At 53.7% G+C, this 23,213-nt stretch carries 25 protein-coding genes; 14 read left to right on the forward strand and 11 right to left on the reverse strand.

The features are described 5' to 3' along the window. The first annotated feature begins 39 nt into the window (after nt 1-39). Entirely contained in the window at nt 40-831 is a 792-nt protein-coding gene (kdgR, locus tag OGW17_RS07320; protein WP_012132042.1) for a DNA-binding transcriptional regulator KdgR, read from the forward strand. A 170-nt stretch (nt 832-1,001) separates the two neighbouring features. Here the strand turns inward: kdgR and OGW17_RS07325 are convergent, their stop codons facing one another. Next, the gene (locus OGW17_RS07325; RefSeq protein WP_024130264.1) at nt 1,002-1,241 is read right to left on the reverse strand and encodes a YobH family protein; all 240 of its coding nucleotides are present in this window, start codon (nt 1,239-1,241) and stop codon (nt 1,002-1,004) included. Between the two features lie 158 nt (nt 1,242-1,399). Between OGW17_RS07325 and mgrB the strand changes: the two genes are divergently transcribed. From mgrB to rlmA, 6 genes are all read left to right on the forward strand, one after another. Further along, a complete protein-coding gene (gene mgrB / locus OGW17_RS07330; RefSeq protein ID WP_024130265.1) occupies nt 1,400-1,543 on the forward strand; it encodes a PhoP/PhoQ regulatory lipoprotein MgrB in 144 nt (47 codons plus the stop codon). Nucleotides 1,544-1,617: 74 nt separating this feature from the next. Next, the gene (locus OGW17_RS07335; RefSeq protein ID WP_012132046.1) at nt 1,618-1,905 is read left to right on the forward strand and encodes a YebO family protein; all 288 of its coding nucleotides are present in this window, start codon (nt 1,618-1,620) and stop codon (nt 1,903-1,905) included. A 663-nt stretch (nt 1,906-2,568) separates the two neighbouring features. Further along, entirely contained in the window at nt 2,569-2,712 is a 144-nt protein-coding gene (locus OGW17_RS07340) for a DUF2627 domain-containing protein (protein WP_001537930.1), read from the forward strand. A gap of 12 nt (nt 2,713-2,724) precedes the next feature. Next, entirely contained in the window at nt 2,725-2,934 is a 210-nt protein-coding gene (cspE, locus tag OGW17_RS07345; RefSeq protein WP_001062678.1) for a transcription antiterminator/RNA stability regulator CspE, read from the forward strand. Nucleotides 2,935-3,153: 219 nt separating this feature from the next. Continuing rightward, nucleotides 3,154-4,899: a peptidoglycan DD-transpeptidase FtsI2/PBP3(PARA) gene (ftsI2, locus tag OGW17_RS07350; protein WP_071258574.1), complete on the forward strand. Its 1,746-nt coding sequence runs from the start codon at nt 3,154-3,156 to the stop codon at nt 4,897-4,899. A gap of 63 nt (nt 4,900-4,962) precedes the next feature. Beyond that, complete coding sequence (gene rlmA / locus OGW17_RS07355) at nt 4,963-5,772, forward strand: 23S rRNA (guanine(745)-N(1))-methyltransferase (RefSeq protein WP_071258572.1); 810 nt, start codon at nt 4,963-4,965, stop codon at nt 5,770-5,772. On the opposite strand, the gene mntP is transcribed toward rlmA, so the two are convergent. From mntP to manX, 5 genes are all read right to left on the reverse strand, one after another. After that, nucleotides 5,769-6,335: a manganese efflux pump MntP gene (gene mntP, locus OGW17_RS07360; protein WP_012132050.1), complete on the reverse strand. Its 567-nt coding sequence runs from the start codon at nt 6,333-6,335 to the stop codon at nt 5,769-5,771. The two genes, rlmA and mntP, sit on opposite strands and share 4 nt — an antisense overlap. A gap of 421 nt (nt 6,336-6,756) precedes the next feature. Next, a complete protein-coding gene (locus OGW17_RS07365; RefSeq protein ID WP_012132052.1) occupies nt 6,757-7,215 on the reverse strand; it encodes a DUF986 family protein in 459 nt (152 codons plus the stop codon). 55 nt (nt 7,216-7,270) lie between these two features. After that, nucleotides 7,271-8,122: a PTS mannose transporter subunit IID gene (gene manZ, locus OGW17_RS07370; protein ID WP_012132053.1), complete on the reverse strand. Its 852-nt coding sequence runs from the start codon at nt 8,120-8,122 to the stop codon at nt 7,271-7,273. A 12-nt stretch (nt 8,123-8,134) separates the two neighbouring features. Continuing rightward, a complete protein-coding gene (gene manY, locus OGW17_RS07375) occupies nt 8,135-8,935 on the reverse strand; it encodes a PTS mannose transporter subunit IIC (protein ID WP_012132054.1) in 801 nt (266 codons plus the stop codon). A 58-nt stretch (nt 8,936-8,993) separates the two neighbouring features. After that, nucleotides 8,994-9,959 (reverse strand): PTS mannose transporter subunit IIAB, encoded by a 966-nt coding sequence (manX, locus tag OGW17_RS07380; protein ID WP_047463231.1) that lies wholly within the window; start codon nt 9,957-9,959, stop codon nt 8,994-8,996. A gap of 315 nt (nt 9,960-10,274) precedes the next feature. On the opposite strand from manX, the gene OGW17_RS21645 reads away from it, so the two are divergent. After that, on the forward strand, nt 10,275-10,415 hold the full coding sequence (locus tag OGW17_RS21645) for a protein YoaL (protein ID WP_371320444.1): 141 nt from the start codon (nt 10,275-10,277) through the stop codon (nt 10,413-10,415). Then, nucleotides 10,403-11,962: a CNNM family cation transport protein YoaE gene (yoaE, locus tag OGW17_RS07385; protein WP_047463233.1), complete on the forward strand. Its 1,560-nt coding sequence runs from the start codon at nt 10,403-10,405 to the stop codon at nt 11,960-11,962. Before OGW17_RS21645 ends, yoaE begins: the two co-directional genes overlap by 13 nt. Nucleotides 11,963-11,988: 26 nt before the next feature. Here yoaE and pdeD read toward each other — a convergent pair whose 3' ends face one another. From pdeD to pabB, 4 genes are all read right to left on the reverse strand, one after another. Next, nucleotides 11,989-13,587: a cyclic di-3',5'-guanosine monophosphate phosphodiesterase PdeD gene (gene pdeD / locus OGW17_RS07390; protein ID WP_071258569.1), complete on the reverse strand. Its 1,599-nt coding sequence runs from the start codon at nt 13,585-13,587 to the stop codon at nt 11,989-11,991. A gap of 139 nt (nt 13,588-13,726) precedes the next feature. After that, nucleotides 13,727-15,091, reverse strand: coding sequence for an L-serine ammonia-lyase (gene sdaA, locus OGW17_RS07395; protein WP_024130267.1), 1,365 nt, complete (start codon nt 15,089-15,091; stop codon nt 13,727-13,729). A gap of 184 nt (nt 15,092-15,275) precedes the next feature. Continuing rightward, nucleotides 15,276-15,854: a CoA pyrophosphatase gene (locus tag OGW17_RS07400; protein ID WP_047463238.1), complete on the reverse strand. Its 579-nt coding sequence runs from the start codon at nt 15,852-15,854 to the stop codon at nt 15,276-15,278. A 3-nt stretch (nt 15,855-15,857) separates the two neighbouring features. Beyond that, the gene (pabB, locus tag OGW17_RS07405; protein ID WP_071258567.1) at nt 15,858-17,219 is read right to left on the reverse strand and encodes an aminodeoxychorismate synthase component 1; all 1,362 of its coding nucleotides are present in this window, start codon (nt 17,217-17,219) and stop codon (nt 15,858-15,860) included. 72 nt (nt 17,220-17,291) lie between these two features. Here pabB and OGW17_RS07410 point away from each other — a divergent pair, with 72 nt between their 5' ends. Continuing rightward, nucleotides 17,292-17,471 carry a YoaH family protein gene (locus OGW17_RS07410; protein ID WP_012132063.1) on the forward strand — a complete coding sequence of 60 codons (180 nt, stop codon included), beginning with the start codon at nt 17,292-17,294 and terminating at the stop codon, nt 17,469-17,471. 7 nt (nt 17,472-17,478) lie between these two features. Here the strand turns inward: OGW17_RS07410 and OGW17_RS07415 are convergent, their stop codons facing one another. After that, entirely contained in the window at nt 17,479-17,823 is a 345-nt protein-coding gene (locus tag OGW17_RS07415; RefSeq protein ID WP_012132064.1) for a RidA family protein, read from the reverse strand. A gap of 129 nt (nt 17,824-17,952) precedes the next feature. On the opposite strand from OGW17_RS07415, the gene yoaA reads away from it, so the two are divergent. From yoaA to fadD, 4 genes are all read left to right on the forward strand, one after another. After that, nucleotides 17,953-19,863: a DNA repair helicase YoaA gene (yoaA, locus tag OGW17_RS07420; RefSeq protein WP_071258564.1), complete on the forward strand. Its 1,911-nt coding sequence runs from the start codon at nt 17,953-17,955 to the stop codon at nt 19,861-19,863. 57 nt (nt 19,864-19,920) lie between these two features. Then, nucleotides 19,921-20,616: a tRNA (adenosine(37)-N6)-threonylcarbamoyltransferase complex dimerization subunit type 1 TsaB gene (tsaB, locus tag OGW17_RS07425; protein WP_047463242.1), complete on the forward strand. Its 696-nt coding sequence runs from the start codon at nt 19,921-19,923 to the stop codon at nt 20,614-20,616. A gap of 99 nt (nt 20,617-20,715) precedes the next feature. After that, nucleotides 20,716-21,297: a Slp family lipoprotein gene (locus tag OGW17_RS07430; RefSeq protein WP_047463245.1), complete on the forward strand. Its 582-nt coding sequence runs from the start codon at nt 20,716-20,718 to the stop codon at nt 21,295-21,297. Nucleotides 21,298-21,501: 204 nt separating this feature from the next. Continuing rightward, a complete protein-coding gene (gene fadD / locus OGW17_RS07435) occupies nt 21,502-23,187 on the forward strand; it encodes a long-chain-fatty-acid--CoA ligase FadD (RefSeq protein ID WP_080750364.1) in 1,686 nt (561 codons plus the stop codon). The last annotated feature ends 26 nt before the right edge of the window (nt 23,188-23,213 follow it).

A 23,213-nucleotide genomic window follows, 5' to 3' on the forward strand; every position in this document is an offset into this window, starting at 1 on the left:
GGTTCTGATTTTTATAAAACACTCGCAATGAGGTGATAAATGGCTATCGCAGATCTGGATAAACAACCTGATTCTGTTTCTTCTGTGCTGAAGGTTTTTGGCATTCTGCAAGCGCTGGGTGAAGAGCGCGAAATAGGGATCACCGAGCTGTCGCAACGTGTCATGATGTCAAAAAGCACCGTTTATCGCTTTTTACAAACGATGAAAACGCTGGGTTATGTCGCGCAGGAAGGTGAATCTGAAAAATATTCGCTGACCCTGAAATTGTTTGAGCTGGGCGCCCGTGCGCTGCAAAACGTTGATCTGATCCGTAGCGCTGATATTCAGATGCGTGAAATTTCCCGTCTGACCAAAGAGACAATTCACCTCGGTGCGCTGGATGAAGACAGCATTGTCTACATTCATAAAATCGACTCCATGTACAATTTGCGCATGTATTCCCGCATTGGCCGCCGTAACCCGCTGTACAGCACCGCAATTGGTAAAGTGCTGCTGGCATGGCGCGACCGTGATGAAGTCAAACAGATACTGGATGGCGTGGAGTACAAGCGTAGCACCGCGCGCACGATTACCAGCACCGAGGCGTTACTGCCGATGCTGGATCAGGTGCGCGAGCAGGGGTACGGCGAAGATAACGAAGAGCAGGAAGAAGGTCTGCGCTGCATTGGCGTGCCGGTGTTCGACCGTTTTGGCGTGGTGATCGCCGGTCTGAGCATTTCGTTCCCGACGCTGCGTTTCTCCGAAGAACGTCTGCATGAGTATGTCGCTATGCTGCACACGGCTGCGCGTAAAATCTCTGAGCAGATGGGTTACAACGACTATCCATTCTGAGGTGAGTGCGCCCTGAGCCGTTCAGAAGCCAGCCGGTAGAAGATACCTGCTGGCTTTTTTATTGCCCTGAAAAGGGGCGGGAGAGTGGTTTCTCCCGCTAAAAAACGCATTAAAAAGGCATAACCACGTTATGCCTGATATTTATGCAGATGAATGGATGTGATGCCAGATTAGCCGTTATCGACCACCACGGCGCTTTTTCTGAATACAGGACAGTCTGACAGACCAATGATGCCGCTGTCAGTATGGACATATTGCGCTGTACTGGTGCCGCGAGCGGTCAGATATTGACATTGCAGACCCAGACCGGCGGCGTTCTCCTTGCTGCCAATCAGAACCCCATAGCCACTGAGCAATAAACCAATCCATACCAGAGCAATCAAAACAATCGCGCGAATGATCAAACGCATTACTACCTCTTTTCTTTTTTTGGTTAGATTAAGGGTAGCCTGAACGCCCACTGAAACAAGTGTATCATTCCTAAAAGTATATAATGTCGCTCCAGTTAGTTCCGGTTTAGATAACGCGTGGTAATTTGATGGCATAAGATGTGGATGCGGAGAGCGGAGTGAAAAAGTTTCGGTGGGTAATCCTGATTATTGTTGCGTTGGTATGTCTGCTGCTGTGGGCGCAGGTGTTCAACATAATGTGCGATCAGGATGTACAATTTTTCAACGGAATTTGTGCCATCAATAAATTTATCCCCTGGTGATAGCATTTTTACAACAGTTGATTACCTTCCCGTGTAGCAGTGGTAAAATACGGCGTCTACATTGAGGTGGTAACATGAACGAAGTTCTGAATTCTGGCGTACTGACTTTTACGTCTTTGATTGTATCGGTGGTGGTTCTGATTGTCGGGCTGGTCCTGTGGTTTTTTGTGAACCGGGCAAGTTCAAGAACAAATGAGCAGATTGAGCTGCTTGAAGCGCTGCTGGATCAGCAAAAGCGGCAAAATGCCTTGCTACGCCGTCTGTGCGAAGCTAACGAGCCTGAAAAAGTCGCTGAGGCCGAGTCTGAAGCGAAACCTCAGGAAGAGGATGACGATATCATCCGTCTGGTCGCTGAACGGTAACGACAAGCAGAGACAGGATGCGCGTCTGCCAGCCATTCCTTCAGGCAGGCCCATCCTGTTTTCATTAATGTAACCCTGTGTATACCAGGTCTGTTATTTCATTGATCATTTAATGCTTTAACTTAATCTCTCCTTAAATATATTTATCCATACGCTAATAATGTGATTATGTCGCTTTTGTGATAGCGATCGTTTTTATTAATAGCGAAACGTTTCTCTCACTTTTTTTGTGCATTGTCATCATTCTTTCATTATTTTGGTGCACAACCAAAGCACGTATTGGCTATCAGTGAAACGGATGAAAAATGGTCGAATACTTCGCATTTTTAAACAATATTGGTTTTTTTGCGTTGTGACAATTTATGCATTACAAAGCATAAAAAGTGATATCTGTTTACCGTATCGATAAGATCAACGCATGACCTGGAACAACCGAAGTTATTGAGCTATGGTAGAAAAGCCGCTGTACGGGCGTAAGCCTGTCGAAAGGCGCCTGGAGAAGCGAGAATATATCGTCGGGAACTGTGCCGCATAACTGTGCAGTTGATCTTTGATATCTCTCTGGATTTGTGCGACTGATCGAGACACGTTTAAAAATGGCTTGCCATAATTAACGTTGTATGTGATAACACGTTTTGGGTTAAACGAGGTACAGTTCTGTTTATGTGTGGCATTTTCAGTAAAGAAGTCCTGAGTAAACACGTTGACGTTGAATACCGCTTCTCTGCCGAACCTTATATTAGTGCCTCAAGCAGTAATGTCTCAGTTTTATCTATGTTATGCCTGCGGGCGAAGAAAACACTCTAAGGAATTTTGCAAATGGCAAAGATTAAAGGTCAAGTTAAGTGGTTCAACGAGTCTAAAGGTTTTGGCTTCATTACTCCGGCTGATGGCAGCAAAGATGTGTTCGTACACTTCTCCGCTATCCAGGGTAACGGCTTCAAAACCCTGGCTGAAGGCCAGAACGTTGAGTTCGAAATTCAGGACGGCCAGAAAGGTCCGGCTGCTGTTAACGTAACAGCTATCTGATCGACACCACTGATTTGAAGCGCCAAGGCGCATCAACCTCAGATATAAAGCCTCGCCAGTGCGGGGCTTTTTAATTCAGGTTCCTTCAAAATATTTCTGAATACACTCCTGTTAGCGCTTTGTTGCAAAGCCGCGATGTTCGTAGCATTGTTTTTCCCGCTTTCCCTCGTCAATTCCCGTTAAATCAATCACCTGAAAAACGACCTTGCTGGAGACCAGGTGAAAAAGAAAAGCGACGGCACCGTACGTAATTTTGCTCCTATCCGTTTTGCTCTGCTGTGCGTGGCGATTTTGCTGAGCATGGGGTTATTGCTGGGACGCGTGGCGTGGTTACAGATCATCACGCCCACAAATCTGGTTAAACAAGAGGACAGGCGTTCGTTACGTGAGGTCACCACGGCGTCGCCACGCGGCATGATTACCGACAGAGAAGGGCGTCCGTTAGCCGTTAGCGTGCCGGTCAATGCGGTCTGGGCCGACCCGAAGACGATCGTCAGTAAAGGCGGCGTGGGGTATAACCAACGCTGGCAGGCGCTGGCGCAGACGCTGCATCTTTCACTGGCTACGCTGGTTGAGCGGGTAAACAGCAATCCTGCCGGGCGGTTTATCTATCTGGCGCGCCAGATTTCGCCGCAGCAGGCCGAATGGATCGATAAGCTCAATCTTCCTGGCATTAACCTGCGTGAAGAGTCCCGGCGTTTTTATCCGGCAGGGCATGTGGCAGCCAACCTGATTGGCTTTACCAACATTGACGGGCAGGGGATTGAGGGGGTTGAGAAAAGTTTTAATACCCAACTGACGGGGAAACCCGGCTCCCGCCTTGTTCGCAAAGATAAATTTGGTCATGTCATCGAGAACATAACCGAAACAAATCCTGTGCCGGCGCATGAGCTTCAGCTCAGTATTGATGAGCGTCTACAGACTGTGACGGAGGATGCGCTGGATAACGCCGTCACCTGGAACAAAGCGGAGTCTGGCGCGGCGGTACTGGTCAACATCGCGACGGGGGAAATTCTGTCGATGGCAAGCTTCCCGGACTTTAATCCGAATAACCGGGAAGGCGCCGTGCTGGATGATTTTCGCAACCGTGCCATCAGCGATACCTTTGAACCGGGTTCCACGGTCAAGCCGCTGGTGATCATGACGGCGCTTCAGCAGGGCATTGTCCAGCCCGACAGCGTGATTGATACGCATCCGTTCAATCTTGACGGCCACCGGATTCGTGACGTGGGGTATTACCCGGAGCTGAGTTTGACCGGAATCCTGCAAAAATCGAGTGATACCGGCGTGTCGCGTCTCTCGCTCGCTATGCCGGTTCAACGACTGCTGGATACGTATAAAGGCTTTGGCTTTGGGCAGTCTACGGGACTGGGACTCACCGGGGAGAGCAGCGGCTTACTGCCGCAGCGTCGTTACTGGAGCGATCTGGATCGGGCGACGTTTGCCTTCGGGTATGGTCTGATGGTGACGCCGCTCCAGCTGGCGCACGTATATGCCACCATCGGCAGTTTTGGTATCTACCGGCCGCTTTCCATTACGCGTATTGATCCGCCCGTTGTGGGGACGCGTGTGATGCCCGCCGAACTGGTGCATCAGGTTGAGCATATGATGGAGAGCGTCGCGCTCCCCGGCGGGGGAGGAACCAAAGCCGCAGTCAGAGATTATCGCGTGGCGGTAAAAACCGGTACGGCGAAGAAAATCGGCGATGACGGTAAGTATGTCGATAAATACGTGGCCTATACGGCGGGCGTGGCTCCGGCCAGCGATCCGCAGTTTGCGCTGGTGGTTGTGATTAACAATCCGCAAAACGGATCTTACTATGGCGGCGCGGTGTCGGCGCCGGTGTTCAGCCAGATTATGGGCGATGTTCTGCGCCTGGAAAACGTTAAACCGGACGGTATGCCCGCCGACTCCGACCACCTGTTAGTGATGCACGGCAACCGCCTGTCGTCCCCCTCGCTGTAAGTTATTTTCCCGGGGCGCAATTCGCGTTACACTTGCGCCCTAAAATTACCGGCCGGAGTTGTCATGTCGTTTTCTTGTCCCCTTTGTCATCAGCCACTTGCGCAGGTGAAAAACAGTTTTATCTGCCCACAACGGCATCAGTTTGATGTGGCGAAAGAGGGATACGTCAACCTGTTGCCCGTGCAGCATAAACGGTCACGGGACCCGGGCGACAGCGCCGAAATGATGCAGGCGCGTCGGGCATTCCTTGATGCCGGGCATTATCAGCCGTTGCGCGATACCATCGTCAGGATACTTGCTGAACGGCTGGACGAAAATGCAACGTCGATTCTGGATATCGGCTGCGGTGAAGGGTATTACACACATGCCTTCGCCGAAACGCTGGCGTCAGGCACCACATTTGGTCTGGATGTCGCGAAAGTCGCCATTAAAGCGGCGGCGAAACGTTATCCGCAGGTGACGTTTTGTGTGGCGTCAAGCCATCGTCTGCCTTTCGCCGACGCCTCTATGGATGCGATTGTCAGGATTTATGCCCCCTGTAAGGCTGAAGAGTTAGCGCGAGTGGTAAAACCGGGTGGTTGGGTAATCACCGCTACGCCGGGGCCGCGCCATCTGATGGCGCTAAAAGGGCTGATATATGATGAAGTGCGCTTACATGCCCCGCATACTGAGCAGCTTGAAGGGTTTACGTTGCAGCAAAGCATGGCGTTAGGGTATGAGATGCGGTTGCGCGGTAATGAGGCCGTTGCGTTGCTCCAGATGACGCCTTTCGCCTGGCGTGCAAAACCTGACGTATGGGAGCGGCTGGCGGCTTGCCAGCAGTTTGATTGCCAGACGGATTTCAGCCTTCACATCTGGCAACGTGAGTGTTAACCGTGGAAGTGTGTCCAGAGGATCTGGGCGCCGATACCGATAAGTACAGCCCCGCCAAGAATTTCCGCCCGTTTGCCGAGCAGCGGGCCGATAAAGCGCCCCACCATGATGCCCAGCGTGGACATGATTAACGTGGCACAGCCGATAGCCAGCGCGGTCGCAATAATGTTCACCTGCAAGAACGCCAGACCGACGCCAACGGCCATTGCATCCAGGCTGGTGGCGATAGCGGTAGTGACCAGCAGCCAAAAACTGTGGCGGCGTAACGGCTCGTCATCTTCGTCATTACCGCCACGAACGCCTTCGATAATCATACGAATCCCCAGAAACACCAGCAGGATGAACGCAACCCAGTGATTCCATTCCAGTACGAATTTACTGGCCAGCATACCCAGCCCCCAGCCGATCAGCGGGGTGAGCGTTTCAACCGCGCCGAAAATAAGGCCGGTGCGCAGGGCTTCGGAGAATTTAGGTTTGTGTAGCGTGGCGCCTTTACCAATCGATGCCGCGAAAGCATCCATTGACATGCCGAAAGCGAGAAGAACAGTTGCGGTGATATTCATAACAGCGTCCTGACCGGGGTTCCATAAAACACATCACTGCCCCCAGCGAACATGCATACCTGAACATGGCGTTCATAAGCTATGCATAGCAGTTGATGTGCATATGGTCTCGCCTGACTGAAAATAGAGTGATATCAGTCCGTACGCGCCACGTTTTTCAACGAGTATGTTGACACGTACATTTCCTGAGTCTGGAAATCGGCTACTCCCCAAATGACGGCGCAACATTAACATATTTTGAGAATATAAAACAACAATGGAGAAATATTATTTGACTTCTAATTGAAAACGATTTTCATTTAGATTTAATTATCAATAAAACGTTAAAATAAATAACAAATCAGGCGGGATGAATATAGCCTTAGCTATGTTTTTTTGATCGCGAATATACTTAAAACATAGTTCAGGCTATATCTGTAACTCATTGAGATGAAACAAGAAGCTTATATATTCTTTCCAGATCGTCGATATTTCGTACGCGAATAAGCAGGCGCCGTTGTTCTAATTGCATCACCAGTACGCCATCTTCCGATAAATTCATCTCTTTAATACGGTTATATTCTATCCAGACATTGGCGAAGAAAAAACCTTTCTGTTTGAAGATGATCCTGGGGGCGCGAACCCAAAAAATATAAAACCCCATCAGCGCCAGTGCACATAATAACCATGTGGTAATTTGCGCGCCGTGACTGGTAACGTTGTTGTAGATAAGAATGGCGACCAGGCCGACGAAGATAACGCTATCAACACGACCACGACGCAGCAGAGGCACTGCAAGCAGAGTGGGGCCGTTACGGCGGGGCATGATGAACTGATCGTAAATGGCGTAAGCCAGTAACGCGACAATAAAAAGAACCAGCACCAGGTCCGTGACAGTCATTAATCCTCCAGATAAAAAAACCGGGGCCAAAGGGCCCCGGTAGTGTACAACAGAATTACAGACCCAGCAGGCCGCAAGCGTAACCGGCGATACCGATGACGAAGAAGCCAACGATGATCCACAGCGGGTTTACTTTCTTACGCAACAGCCACATACAGGCGAAGGTCAGCAGCAGCGGAACCAGACCCGGCATCAACTGATCGAGAATGGTCTGCACGGTGGTGACGTTTTCTTTACCCGTCTGGTCAGTGATGCGTGATACCACCAGCGGAATATTGACGTGCGTCCACTTGTTAACCAGCGCTCCCATGACAAACAGGCCGAGGATTGACGCCCCCTCAGTCAGTTTTTGCAGGAAGCCGCCGCCCATATCCTTAACGATATCGACGCCTTTACGGTAGCCGTAAGCCACGCCGTAGTAACGGGTCGCCAGACGCACCAGGTTAAACAGAATAAAGAACAGCAACGGCCCCAGCAGGCTGCCGCTCATCGCGATACCCGCGCCCAGCGCGGCGAATACCGGACGAACAGTACCCCAGAAGATCGGGTCGCCCACGCCTGCCAGCGGCCCCATCAGACCGACTTTGATACCGTTGATGGCACCATCGTCGATCTCCGCGCCGTTGGCGCGCTGTTCTTCCATCGCCAGCGTAACGCCCAGTACCGGAGCGGCAACGTAAGGATGGGTGTTGAAGAACTCCAGGTGACGTCTGATCGCCTGTTTACGCGCGTCGTTGTTTTCCGGGTACAGGCGTTTGATCGCCGGCACCATGGAGAAGCAGAAGCCCAGCGCCTGCATACGTTCGAAGTTCCATGACCCCTGGAACAGGTTAGAACGGATGAACACGCCACGAATATCACTCGGAGTGAGTTTTTTCTCAGTGGTAGTTTTAGTCATATCAACCATTTCGTTCACCTGTTAGTCCAGTTCGTTATCGAGATCGTTGTTACCAGCAGCCTGAGCTGGCGCACCGGCTACGCGGTTATATTTCGGGCTCAGTTGGATGTAGAGGATGGCCATTACCGCGCCAATTACGCCCAGAGCAACCAGGTTGAAGTTAGTGAATGCCGCAGTGACGAAGCCGAGGTAGAAGAACGGCATCAGATAGCCCGCGCGCATCATGTTGATGACCATTGCGTAACCGACAACCACGATCATGCCGCCGGCGATGTTCAGACCACTGGTCACGACTTCCGGGATCGCATTCAGCATGCCCTGAACTTCACTGGTGCCGACAGAAATCGCCACGATAACCGCCGGAATCGCGATACGCATTGCCTGTAGGAACAGGGAGGATACGTGGATCCAGGACAGCGCCGTCAGGTTGCCGCTATCGGCCGCTTTATCCGCCGCGTGCTGGAATGCCACGGTGATGGTACGTACGATGATGGTCAGCACCTGACCTGCGGCCGCCAGTGGAATCGCCAGCGCGATACCTGCGCCAATGCCTTGATGACCGGCGATAACCAGCACGGTTGAAATAATGGAAGCCAGCGCGGCATCAGGCGCAACGGCAGCACCGATGTTCATCCAGCCAAGCGCGATCATTTCCAGGGTACCACCGATGATAATACCGGTTTTCATGTCCCCAAGAACGGCACCGATTAGCGTACAGGCCACCAATGGACGGTGGAACTGAAATTCATCAAGTACCGACTCCATACCCGCGATACATGCGACGATGAACACCAGCACAATCTGAAGAGTGGTAATCTCCATTGTACTTCTCCTATTGCTATACAGACTTAAGTGTGAATGCTAATTAAATGCCGGGTGGTTATTTCGCCACTTTGGCAATCAAATCCATCATTTTCAGTTTCTGATCGGTGGAAACTTTACGAACCTCAAGCTCGATACCGCGTTCGTTGAGCTTTTTAAAGGCGTCGATATCGGTCTCGTCGACGGAAACGGCGTTATTAACCTGCGTTTTACCCTGACGGAAAGCCATACCGCCAATGTTTACGGAAGTCACTTTCACGCCGCCTTCAACGATACGTTCCACATCGGTAGGGTTGGTGAACAGCAGCATCACACGTTCGCCTGCGTATTTCGGGTTGTTGTAGACACGAATCATCTTGGCAACGTCTACCACATGCGCCGTTACGCCCGGAGGTGCCACCTGTGTTAACAGCGTTTTACGTACGGTGTCCGCCGCTACTTCATCACTCACGACGATGATGCGGGTGACGTTGGTCTCTTTGGTCCAGCGGGTGGCGACCTGGCCGTGAATCAAACGGTCATCGATACGGGCGAGACCGATTACCATGTAATCGTTGGGTCCCATTGGTTTAGCGGGCGCCGCCGCTTTTGGCGCAGCAACCGGCGCCGGAGCGGCTTTTTCAACCGGTTTCGCTTTCAGCGCTTTCACGCCTTCACGACCGGTTTCTACCGCCAGAGCGACTAATTCGTCAAAGCTCGGATTGTCATCGCGGGCCATGAACGTTTCCACCAGCATCGGAATATTGACGCCAGCAATGACTTCATAGTGCTCTTTGTCGACGACAATACGGCTGGCAGCATTAAATGGACTGCCTCCCCATGTATCAACGAGAAACAGCACGCCTTTGCTGGTATCGAGTTTTGCCAACTGAGCGTTGTACTTTTCAATCAGCGTTTCGGCATTTTCGCCTGGAACGAAATCGATCCAGCCGACGTTTTCCTGCTCGCCTAACAGCATTTCTGCTGTTTTAAGTAACTGCTCTGCAGCCCAACCATGTGTGCCTATAACAATAGCAATGGTCACTTGCTACCTCCTTTATTATCGTTAACACATCAACGTGACAGATGTATTTTGAATCGCCGTCCGCACTCGAATCGATTCAGATAAGGGTTATAATGAAAAAACAGTTATTTCCGGGAATTATTTTAGATAGCGAAAAAAATATTTTATGTGATGAAGATCCGCAATTTAGCTTTCACATCAGAGAAATTTCGTAGTGTAAAATATCCCTGTAACATCTCATTGCAAAGGAAGGTAAATCTTTGCCAAAAAGACATTGTCTCTGTTATGTTTAGCTTCCGTTTAATTAGTAAGGAGTATAGGGCAGTAGCCCGCCGTATGGATCGTCACCGACGTCATTTCACTTTGAGGCCGTATCAGGCCTGTCTGTCTGGCTCTTTTGGCCGCAACCTTAATTCGCATATTGCTTTCTCGCCTGTTCGCTATTCCTTAAGCAGGAGCTTGTCATGGAATTCTTAATGGACCCCTCAATCTGGGCGGGTTTGCTCACGCTTGTTATCCTCGAAATTGTTCTGGGTATTGATAACCTGGTCTTTATCGCGATTCTGGCTGACAAGCTGCCGCCGAAGCAGCGTGATAAGGCGCGTCTTATCGGTTTGTCGCTGGCGCTGGTGATGCGCCTGGTCCTGCTGTCCATCATTTCGTGGATGGTGACCTTAACGAAACCACTCTTTACCGTCTGGGATCTCACCTTCTCAGGGCGCGATCTGATCATGCTCATCGGGGGTCTCTTTCTCCTGTTTAAGGCCACGACGGAGCTGCATGAGCGCCTGGAAAACCGCGAGCATGACTCGGGGCACGGCAAAGGCTATGCGAGTTTCTGGGTCGTGGTAACGCAGATCGTTATCCTTGATGCCGTCTTCTCCCTTGACGCGGTAATTACCGCCGTGGGTATGGTTAACCATCTGCCGGTGATGATGGCTGCCGTGGTGATTGCGATGGCGGTGATGCTGCTGGCGTCTAAGCCGCTTACCCGTTTCGTCAACCAGCATCCGACGGTTGTAGTGCTCTGTCTGAGCTTCCTGTTGATGATCGGTCTGAGCCTGGTGGCGGAAGGTTTTGGCTTCCATATTCCGAAAGGGTATCTGTACGCTGCTATCGGTTTCTCAATCGTCATCGAATTGTTCAACCAGATTGCGCGTCGTAACTTTATTCGCCATCAGTCAACGTTACCGCTGCGTGCACGCACCGCAGACGCCATCCTGCGACTGATGGGCGGTAAACGTCAGGCGAGCGCGCAGCACGAGTCTGACAGCCCGGCGACGGTGCCTGTACCTGAAGGCGCGTTTGCTGAAGAAGAGCGTTATATGATCAACGGCGTGCTGACCCTGGCGTCCCGTTCGCTGCGCGGCATCATGACGCCTCGCGGTGAAATCAGCTGGGTGGATGCTGACCTGAGCGTGGATGAAATCCGCGAACAGTTACTCTCTTCTCCGCACAGCCTGTTCCCGGTGTGTCGCGGCGAACTGGATGAGATCATCGGTATTGTTCGCGCGAAAGAACTGCTGGTGGCGCTGGAAGAGGGCGTGGATGTGGCCGCGATTGCTTCGGAATCACCAGCGATTGTCGTCCCGGAAACGCTGGACCCGATTAATCTGCTGGGCGTCCTGCGTCGCGCTCGCGGCAGCTTCGTTATCGTCACCAACGAGTTTGGCGTCGTGCAGGGGCTGGTTACGCCGCTGGACGTGCTGGAAGCGATTGCCGGTGAGTTCCCGGATGCCGACGAAACGCCTGAGATCATTACCGAAGCGGGCGGCTGGCTGGTGAAGGGGGGGACGGATCTGCATGCCCTGCAACAGGCGCTGGATGTCGATAACCTGGTGAACGACGAGGAAGACATCGCCACCGTCGCTGGATTGGTTATCGCCGTAAACGGTCATATCCCGCAGGTGGGCGATGTTATCGACGTTGCGCCGCTTCATATCACGATTGTCGAAGCGAACGACTACCGTGTTGATTTGGTTCGTATTGTTAAAGAACAACCTGCTCACCACGAAGACGAATAAGCGCCGTTCCCCGGTAAAACCGGGATCTAACGAAACGGCATAACGGGCGTCATGTGTCCGTTATGCCGGGCGGGCGGCGGTGCGCTACCCGCCAGCCACTGAGGAAAATCGTGAAGCGGCATAGGCCTTGCGAACAGAAATCCCTGCAACGCCTGAACGCCGTGTCCCCGCAAATATTGCGCCTGCTCTCGCGTTTCAACGCCTTCCGCCACCAGTTCAATATTCAGCCTTTGCCCCAGCGCGATGATGATATCGGTCACCGTGGAGTTCACCGCATCAGTACCGATCGCCGCGGTAAATGATTTGTCGATCTTCAGCACGTCCGGGCGCAATTTCTCCAGCCATGACAGCGAGCTGTTGCCGGTGCCAAAGTCATCAATGGCGAGCTTCACCCCTTTACGGTGGAGTTCACGCATCAGCCGATAATCGACGTCCAGTAAGGCGTCCCGTTCCGTCAGCTCAAGCACAAGTTGCTGAACAGGATGGGCGCTGAACCAGTAATGATTGAGATCTTTTAATAGCATGCCATGACGAAAATGGCTGGCCGCAACGTTGATGCCGATATGGAACTGGCTGTTCATCGGGAAGAAATGCCGCTGCCGAATGGTTTCCGCAATGACATAGCGGGTAAGGGGGGCGATCAGGTTGTGTTCTTCAGCGATAGGGATAAAAACATCGGGAGAAATCCATCCCTGTCGCGGGTTATTCCAGCGCAGCAGGATCTCAACCCCCACGCATTGCTGCGTACGGGCATTTAACAGCGGCTGGCAAAACAGTTCAAATTCACGGGCGGCAAGGGCGAGATTGATCTCCCATGAAAAACTCATTCTGCTGGCCGTTGCCAGCCAGGCAAGGTATCCCACCAGTAAACTCAGCATCACCGCCAGCGGCAGCTGCGTCGGCAGGTGGCGTAGCGCCAGCTCGCCAGCGCCGGGCCCCGTCACGCTGATGGTGAAGGGGAAGTGCTGGGATGCGCGCTGATAACGTTTTTCACCGTTCAGGGCGGGTAGCGCCTCCACCACCCCCTGACCATAGAGCAAGTGGCGGTTGCCGACCGTCAGGCTTGCGCTGGCGATCTGCGGCTGTTGCGGTTCAAGCAGCATCATCGCCAGAAGATCAATATTGACGATCTCAAAGAGCCCGTTTTTGCCATCAGGCGATGACGGATACCACTGAATCAGAATCGGGCTGTCTTTGAGCAGGGACTGATCGGTAGACAGCAGCAACAGGTTGTTCGGCGCGGGCAGATCGGGTTGTAGCTGGTGAATCGGCACGTCGCGTGAGCCAAAGATACTGGAGCAGTAGAGAATACCGTTCTGAACCAGACCAATGGAACGCACGGTTTGCAGTCTGGCGACCTGTTTACGCAGGGGAAAATGCGCGGTCGGGCAGGGTTGTCCTACCAGGGGCAGCAGGAGATCGCGCCCGGCCTGTAGAGGGCGGAGCACTTCATCCAGCGTCTCTACGGCGTGAGCGGCGAACGTTTCGGTGCGGTGCTGATTTATATTTCGCTCCGAAATAAATCGGATACTCAATGTGAGGATAAGCGTGATCAGCGCACAGACCGTGCAGACGATGAAACGATTGCGGCGATAATTTTTAATGATCCGTTGTGCTGTTTGCATGCGGGCCGCCTGATAAGCCGTTGGTCACAAAAGCCAATTGCAACACAGCAAGTGTAGTGGGGAAATTTACCGCAGACGAGATTGATGAGAAAAATTCGCCCATCAGTGGGAGATGGGCGAAGTGGCAGGCTATGTTTTGTTAATCACACTGGACTTTAATCGCCAGTCCGCCGCGTGATGTTTCGCGGTACTTCGCGTTCATGTCCTTGCCGGTTTCGTACATGGTCTCAATGACTTTATCCAGCGAGACGCGCGGGGCGCTGGTACGGCGCATTGCCATACGCGCTGCGTTGATCGCTTTTACCGAAGCAATCGCGTTACGCTCGATACACGGCACCTGAACCTGACCGGCAACCGGGTCACAGGTCAGCCCCAGGTTGTGCTCCATGCCGATTTCAGCGGCGACGCACACCTGCTCCGGGCTGGCCCCAAGCAGCTCTGCCAGTCCTGCCGCCGCCATTGAGCAGGCGACGCCGACTTCTCCCTGGCAGCCGACTTCGGCGCCGGAAATCGAGGCGTTCATTTTGTACAGCGCGCCGATAGCGCCAGCGGCCAGGAAGTAACGGGTGTAGATATCCGGGCTGACGGGTTCAATGAAGTGGTCATAGTAAGCCAGCACCGCAGGCACGATCCCGCAAGCGCCGTTGGTCGGCGCCGTAACGACACGCCCGCCCGCGGCGTTTTCTTCGTTCACCGCCAGCGCAAACATGTTGACCCAGTCAATGACGTTCATCGGATCGCTGGACAGTTTGTCGCTGGAAACCAGCATGCGACGCAGTGCGGAAGCACGACGTGGAACGCGCAGCGGCCCCGGCAGAACCCCTTCGGTATTCATCCCGCGATCGATACACGCCTGCATGGTCTGCCAGACGTTGGCGAAATACTCTTCGATTTCCTTTTTGCTGTGCAGCGCCAGTTCGTTCTGCATCACCATCCCGGAGAGCGACAGACCGGTGCTGTTGCAATATTCCAGCATTTCGGTCGCCGATTTAAACGGATAAGGGACGCTGACCTCATTGGCGGCGTCCTGACCAAAATGCTCTTCATCGACAATAAAGCCGCCGCCGATGGAATAATACGTTTTGCTATAAATGACGGTTTCGCCATTGTACGCGTGGATCTGCATTCCATTTTCATGCAATGGCAGGTTGCCATTGTGAAAACGCATCCCGTTATCCTGGGGAAAATCCACTTCGTGCTGGCCCTGCGCCAGTAACAGGCGACCGCGCGCTTCAACGTCGCGAATAAAACCAGGGATGCTGTCAATATCCACGGTGGCAGGTTCGTTACCCGCCAGACCCATAATAATGGCGATATCGGTGTGGTGACCTTTACCCGTGAGCGACAGTGAACCATACACGTCGACGGCGACACGGGTAACGCTATCCAGTAATCCTTTTTCGACCAGGTCATCGACGAACTGTTTACCCGCCTTCATAGGCCCTACAGTATGGGAGGATGAGGGACCAATCCCCACCTTAAACATGTCGAATAGACTAATCACGATAATACTCCTGACAGGGTGACCGGGCTTCCCGGTTACGATGTAATAACTGCGCATAGTGTAAGAGGGAACGCGGCGATCGGCTTAACTATTCACATGAATTAAACTAATGGATAACCACGTATTTACTAATGTTGGGACGGGAATCTCAAGTTGTGTTCTGCGCGTGTAAAGATAAGTATAGTCAGGGTCTCACGCCAATTTGCAGCGCCAGCTCACGAATTATTCCGGCGGTCATTCCCCAGACGAAATAATGCTCATACCACGAAAGCCACACGCGATGTGAATCGCCGCGTCGGTAAATATCCAGCGGATGATAACGCCCCAGACGCAGAGCTTCTGAAAGCGGCATCTCAAAGACAGAGGCCACCTCATCTTCGCTGGCGTGATAATGCAGATTCGGGGGAATAATGCCGACCACCGGCGTAACCTGAAAACCCGTGACGCTGTCTACGGGCGGCAGCACGCCAATCACTTCGACGGATTCCGGCGGGATTGCCACCTCTTCTTGCGCTTCACGCAGCGCAGCGGCAATCAGCGACGCATCGCTGCTGTCAACGGCGCCGCCGGGGAACGCGACCTGACCGGCGTGTTTGCGCAGGCGTGCTGAACGCTGAGTCAGCAATAGACCCGGCCGGGCGCGGCGAACCACCGGGATCAGCACGGCAGCCTGACGATGGTTTAACGTCTCACCATTCACCTGCGGGCGCAAAAGTTGAAAGCGTGATAAAAAATCATCAAGGGTCAGGCTGCTGTTTTCCACGACTCAGTTCTCCAGTTGCTGCAAAATTCGATTCACTTTATCAAACGTCTCCTGATATTCCGCGTCCTCCTGGCTGTCCGCTACGATGCCGCCGCCCGCAGAGCAATAGAGATGCCCGTCTACAGCGGTAAGCGTGCGGATCGTGATGCTGGTGTCCATGTTGCCGCAAAAACTCAGGTAGCCGATGCTGCCGCACCAGGCGTTGCGTCTGTGCGGCTCCAGCGCGTCAATGATCTCCATCGCCCGGACTTTTGGCGCGCCGGTAATCGAACCGCCAGGAAAAGCGGCGCGCAGCAGATCGGTGGCATGTAAATTATCGGGCAAACGGGCGGTAATGGTACTGACAAGATGATGTACCGCCGGGAAGGGTTCAACCACAAACAGCTCGGGAACCTTGACCGACCCCGGAACGGCAACGCGGCCGACGTCGTTACGCATCAAATCGACAATCATCAGGTTTTCTGCGCGGTCTTTTGCCGACATCGCGAGCGTTAGCGCCTGCTGGCGATCCGCCTGCGGGTCGTCCAGACGGGGAAGGGTGCCTTTGATTGGGCGAGTCTGAATGTGACCCTCTTCGGACTGAATAAAACGCTCGGGAGAAAGGCTCAGAATCGCACCGTCCTCCAGGCGCAAAAACGCGCTGAACGGGGCGCGGTTAGCGTGATTAAGCCGCACGAAGGCCAGCCATTCATCTCCCTGATAGTCAGCCTGAAAACGCTGGGCGAGGTTAACCTGATAACAGTCGCCGCTGTGCAGCCAGTCCTGCACCTGGCGGAATTTTTCACCGTACTGCGCGCGGGTCATGTTTGATTGCCATGCGGAGGTCAACGCGAAGGGCTTTCGCACCGGTGCCTGCTGGCGTGCCAGCCACTCAAGGCGAGCGTGAACATCGGTATGGCTCAGCAGAGAGACGGTCTGTCTGCGATGATCGACGATTAAGGCCCAGTCGTAAATGCCGATCGCCATATCCGGCAGGGTGATATCGCGCTGTGCGAGCGTGGGCAGGGATTCAAAACGGCGGCCAAGGTCGTAACCTAACAGCCCCAGCGCGCCGCCCTGAAACGGCAGATTGGGGTCATATGGCGGCTGGATGCCCGCAGACGCCAGCGCCGCCTGCAACACGGTCATGGGATCGTCGGCGGTCGTGGTCGTGCCATGCTTATCGCGCACGCGGGTCTCTTCGCCGTGTGTCGACAGCGTTGCCACAGGGTCGGCCACCAGAATATCAAAACGATTATGCGGATGTTCAGCATGGCCGGAATGCAGCAGCATGGCCCAGGGCTGATGGCTCAGCGGGGCAAAATAGTACTCGGCGGCGTCCGGGCGCCACGGTAAAATAATAACAGCGGGTGATAATGTCTTCATCGGTCCTGGTCTACTGGCTATGTGCCGGGTAGCATGAAATAATTAGCGCAGACAATTTAGCAGGAGTTAACAATGTTTGCAGGTTTACCTTCACTCAGCCACGAGCAGCAACAAAAAGCGGTAGAGCGCATTCAGGAACTGATGTCGCAAGGAATGAGCAGCGGACAGGCAATCGCGCAGGTGGCGGATGAACTGCGCGCCACCCATACCGGCGAGCGGATCGTGGCGCGTTTTGAGGATGAGGACGAATAACGTCGCATTACACTGCGGCGATAATCTTGATCTCAACTCTGTATTTCGGGTTCATCAGCCCGGCCTGCACCGTGCAACGTACTGGCGCGTGACCGGCAACGACCCACGCGTCCCAGGCTTTATTCATGGCGGCAAAATCGCTTTTATCGGCCAGGAAAATAGTGGCATCAAGAATACGTGACTTACGGGTGCCCTGTTTTTCCAGCGCCGCATCAATTTGCGCCAGCGTGTTGGCGGTCTGTTCAAACGCATCGGCGTCGAGGTTTTCCGGCACACCGGTGTAATAAAGCGTGTTGTTATGGATTACTACATCAGACCAACGATCTTCGGCATCAATACGTATGATAGTCATAAATCATTCCTCGTTAACTTTCCGTTCGACGCGGCAAGACTGCCATAATGTTGCGTTGCCGTCACCTCTTCAACTGGCGTAAGCGACGGCGTCCTGACATAATCCCTGTTCAAATCAACAGGGGGTAGTGTGACGGACGATTTTGCAGCAGACGGTCAGTTGGCTAAAGCGATACCGGGATTTAAACCGCGCGAACCACAGCGGCAGATGGCCGTTGCCGTCACGCATGCTATTGAAAAATCACAACCGCTTGTTGTCGAAGCCGGGACGGGAACAGGCAAAACCTATGCCTACCTCGCGCCGGCGTTACGCGCCGGAAAAAAAGTGATCATCTCGACGGGATCGAAAGCGTTGCAGGATCAGCTCTACAGTCGCGATCTTCCCACCGTCTCAAACGCCCTCAAATTCACCGGTAAACTGGCGCTGTTGAAAGGGCGCTCTAACTATCTTTGTCTGGAACGTCTCGAACAGCAAGCGCTGGCGGGCGGCGATTTGCCGGTACAAATTTTAAGCGATGTGATTTTGCTGCGGTCGTGGTCGAATCAGACCGAAGACGGCGACATCAGTACCTGCGTCAGCGTAGCGGAAGACTCGCAGGCGTGGCCGCTGGTCACCAGCACCAATGACAACTGTCTGGGCAGCGACTGCCCGCTGTATAAAGACTGTTTTGTGGTTAAAGCGCGTAAAAAGGCGATGGACGCTGATGTGGTTATCGTCAACCACCATCTTTTCCTCGCGGATATGGTGGTCAAAGAGAGTGGGTTTGGCGAACTGATCCCGGAGGCGGAGGTGATGATCTTCGATGAGGCCCACCAGCTTCCTGATATCGCCAGCCAGTATTTCGGCCAGTCGCTCTCCAGCCGACAGCTCCTCGACCTGGCGAAAGATTTTACCATCGCCTACCGCACGGAATTGAAAGACACCCAGCAGTTGCAGAAATGCGCCGACCGACTGGCGCAGAGCGCGCAGGATTTTCGCCTGCAACTGGGCGAGCCGGGCTATCGCGGAAATTTACGTGAGCTGCTGGCCGACCCACGGGTACAGCGCGCGCTATTGCTGCTCGACGATACGCTTGAGCTTTGCTACGACGTGGCAAAACTGTCTCTGGGGCGTTCCGCATTGCTGGATGCCGCTTTCGAGCGTGCGACCTTGTATCGTGCGCGCCTGAAGCGCTTAAAAGAGATCAACCAGCCAGGGTACAGCTACTGGTACGAATGCACGTCACGCCATTTCACGCTGGCGCTCACTCCGCTTACGGTCGCGGATAAATTCAAAGAGGTGATGGCGCAGAAACCCGGCAGCTGGATTTTTACCTCTGCCACGTTGTCGGTGAACGACGATCTCCATCATTTTACGTCGCGGCTGGGCATTGAACAGGCCGAATCGATGCTGTTGCCCAGTCCGTTCGACTATACCCGCCAGGCGCTGTTGTGCGTGCCGCGTAACCTGCCGCAGACCAACCAGCCGGGCTCTGCCCGACAGCTGGCGGCAATGTTAAGACCGATCATCGAAGCCAACAATGGCCGCTGCTTTATGCTGTGTACGTCGCATGCCATGATGCGCGATCTGGCGGAACAGTTCCGCGCCACCATGACGCTGCCCGTCCTGTTGCAGGGCGAAACCAGCAAAGGTCAACTGCTGCAACAGTTCGTCAGCGCCGGTAATGCGCTACTGGTCGCAACCAGCAGCTTCTGGGAAGGGGTGGATGTGCGCGGCGATACGCTGTCGCTGGTGATTATCGATAAATTACCTTTTACCTCTCCTGACGATCCCTTGCTGAAAGCGCGGATGGAGGATTGTCGTCTGCGCGGCGGCGATCCGTTTGATGAAGTGCAGCTACCCGACGCGGTCATCACGCTGAAACAGGGGGTGGGGCGTCTGATTCGCGATTCTGACGATCGTGGGGTGTTGGTGATTTGTGATAACCGGCTGGTGATGCGACCGTATGGCGCCACCTTCCTGGCGAGCCTGCCGCCCACGCCGCGCACCCGGGACATCGCCCGCGCCGTCAGATTTCTCGCCATACCAACGGCCGAGTAATTTGTTACGGAGTATGGTAAGATGCGCGCCATTTTATTGATTTAAGCACGAAGACCCATGCGAATTCTGGCTATCGATACCGCCACAGAAGCGTGTTCCGTTGCCCTGTGGAATGACGGTAATATCAACGCTCATTTTGAGCTTTGCCCACGAGAACATACCCAACGTATTTTGCCGATGGTGCAGGATATCCTGGCCGCCAACAGCATTACGCTTACCGATATCGACGCGCTGGCGTTTGGTCGCGGCCCCGGCAGTTTTACCGGCGTGCGCATTGGCATTGGCATTGCGCAGGGGCTGGCGCTGGGCGCGAACCTGCCGATGACTGGCGTTTCAACGCTGGCGACAATGGCGCAGGGCGCCTGGCGTAAAAGCGGCGCGACGCGCGTGCTGGCGGCGATTGACGCACGTATGGGCGAAGTCTACTGGGCGGAATACCAGCGTGATGAAAATGGCGTCTGGCACGGGGAAGAGACCGAGGCTGTGTTAAATCCCGGGCTGGTTAGCGAACGGTTGAAGCAGCTTTCCGGGGAGTGGGCTACTGTTGGCACAGGCTGGCCTGCATGGCCTGATCTGGGTAAAGACAGCGGTCTGGCTTTGCGCGATGGCGACGTTTTGCTTCCGGCGGCGGAGGATATGCTGCCTCTCGCCAGTCAGATGCTGGCAGCGGGGAAAACCGTCGCGGTTGAACAGGCCGAACCGGTTTATTTACGTAACAACGTCGCGTGGAAGAAACTTCCGGGCAAAGAATGAATCTCAGTATTATCACCCTGAATAATTTGAACGTAGCTGTTACACACAGGTAGTTTGAAGTATGACGAGAATATGTGCTGAGAAAAAAGGAGTCGCACTATGGCGGTTCAACAACAGGTAATGAAAGGAATTCTGGCGGGAGTGGTCGCGTTAACGCTGAGTGGCTGCGTTACCGTCCCGGATGCCATCAAAGGTTCCAGTCCCACGCCGCAGCAGGATCTGGTGCGGGTTATGAATGCGCCGCAGCTGTACGTCGGCCAGGAAGCGCGTTTTGGCGGTAAAGTAGTGGATGTGCAAAACCAGCAGGGAAAAACGCGGCTGGAAATCGCCAGCGTGCCGCTTGATAACGGCGCGCGTCCGATCCTCGGTGAGGCTTCGCGAGGGCGGATTTATGCCGACGTGAACGGCTTCCTTGACCCGGTAGACTTCCGTGGGCAACTGGTGACGGTCGTCGGGCCGATTACCGGCACGGTGGACGGTAAGGTCGGCAGTACGCCGTATAAGTTTATGCTGATGCAGGCAACGGGCTATAAACGCTGGCACCTTACTCAGCAGATCGTCATGCCGCCGCAGCCGATCGATCCCTGGTTCTACGGTGGACGAGGCTGGCCGTACGGCTATGGCGGTTGGGGATGGTATAACCCAGGCCCCGCACAGGTTCAAACGATCGTAACTGAATAACCCCTTGTTTTATCAATAAAAGAGACAGCGGCTGGTCCGCTGTTTCTGCATTAATACGGACATAAGAAAAATAAATAGTGACGCGCTTCGCAACCTTTTCGTTGAGTGATTAATAAACTGGTACGCTGAGTTAATATTATGTTAACGACTTGTTTATTAACTGGGGTTGCGATGACGACGAACACTCATTTTAGAGGTGATGCTTTGAAGAAGGTTTGGCTTAACCGATATCCCGCTGATGTCCCGGCGGAGATCAATCCTGACCGTTATCAATCCCTGGTTGAATTATTTGAACATGCCGTCGTGCGTTACGCCGACCAGCCTGCGTTCGTCAATATGGGGGAGGTGATGACCTTCCGCAAACTGGAAGAGCGCAGCCGGGCATTCGCGGCCTATTTGCAGGAAGGACTGGGCCTCAAAAAAGGCGACCGCGTCGCGCTAATGATGCCGAATCTGCTGCAATACCCGGTCGCGCTGTTTGGTATTTTGCGCGCCGGGATGATCGTCGTGAATGTCAACCCGCTGTATACGCCGCGTGAGCTTGAGCATCAGCTCAATGACAGCGGGGCGGCGGCTATCGTGATCGTCTCTAACTTTGCCCACACGCTGGAAAAAGTGGTCGATAAAACGTCCGTACAGCACGTAATTCTGACGCGCATGGGCGACCAGCTTTCTACCGCGAAAGGTACGCTGGTTAACTTTGTCGTGAAATACATTAAGCGTCTGGTGCCGAAATATCACCTGCCGGACGCGATCTCTTTTCGCCGCGCGCTACACGCAGGTTATCGGATGCAGTACGTGAAGCCTGAGCTGGTCACCGAAGATCTGGCGTTCCTGCAATACACGGGCGGTACAACCGGCGTAGCGAAAGGCGCGATGCTGACGCACCGCAACATGCTGGCAAACCTGGAGCAGGTAAAAGGCACCTACGGGCCGTTGCTGCATGAGGGGAAAGAGCTGGTGGTGACGGCGCTGCCGCTGTATCACATTTTCGCGTTGACCATGAACTGCCTGCTGTTTATTGAATTGGGCGGGCAAAACCTGCTCATCACTAACCCGCGCGACATTCCAGGCATGGTGAAAGAGCTGGCGAAATATCCGTTTACCGCGATGACCGGCGTTAACACCCTGTTTAACGCCTTGCTGAACAACAAAGAATTCCAGCAACTGGACTTCTCTACGCTGCACCTTTCTGCTGGCGGCGGTATGCCGGTACAGCATGCGGTTGCAGAACGTTGGGTGAAACTGACCGGACAATATTTGCTTGAAGGCTACGGTCTGACCGAGTGCGCGCCGTTGGTCAGCGTGAACCCGCATGATATCGATTATCACAGCGGCAGTATCGGGCTGCCCGTTCCCTCTACCGATGTAAAACTGGTGGATGACGAGGGCAATGAGGTGCCGACAGGCGAGCCTGGCGAGCTGTGCGTGAAGGGGCCGCAGGTGATGCTGGGATACTGGCAGCGCCCGGACGCGACGGATGAAATCGTCAAAGACGGCTGGCTTTACACGGGGGATATCGCGGTGATTGATGACGAAGGGTTCCTGCGCATCGTCGATCGCAAAAAAGATATGATTCTGGTTTCCGGCTTTAACGTCTATCCTAATGAAATTGAAGACGTGGTGATGCAGCATCCTGGCGTTCAGGAAGTGGCGGCAGTCGGCGTACCTTCGGGCAGCAGCGGTGAAAGCGTGAAAATCTTTGTCGTGAAGAAAGACCCGGCGTTGACCGACGAGGCATTGATTACCTTCTGCCGTCGCCAGTTGACGGGGTATAAAGTGCCGAAGCTGGTGGAGTTTCGCGACGAACTGCCTAAATCGAACGTCGGAAAAATTTTACGACGAGAATTACGTGACGAAGCGCGTGGCAAAGTAGACAATAAAGCCTGAGCTTTAAGCAAGTCGCCAGACGCCGG

It is taken from the genome of Citrobacter sp. CK181 (genome assembly GCF_030333595.1).
GTDB lineage: Bacteria > Pseudomonadota > Gammaproteobacteria > Enterobacterales > Enterobacteriaceae > Citrobacter_B > Citrobacter_B koseri.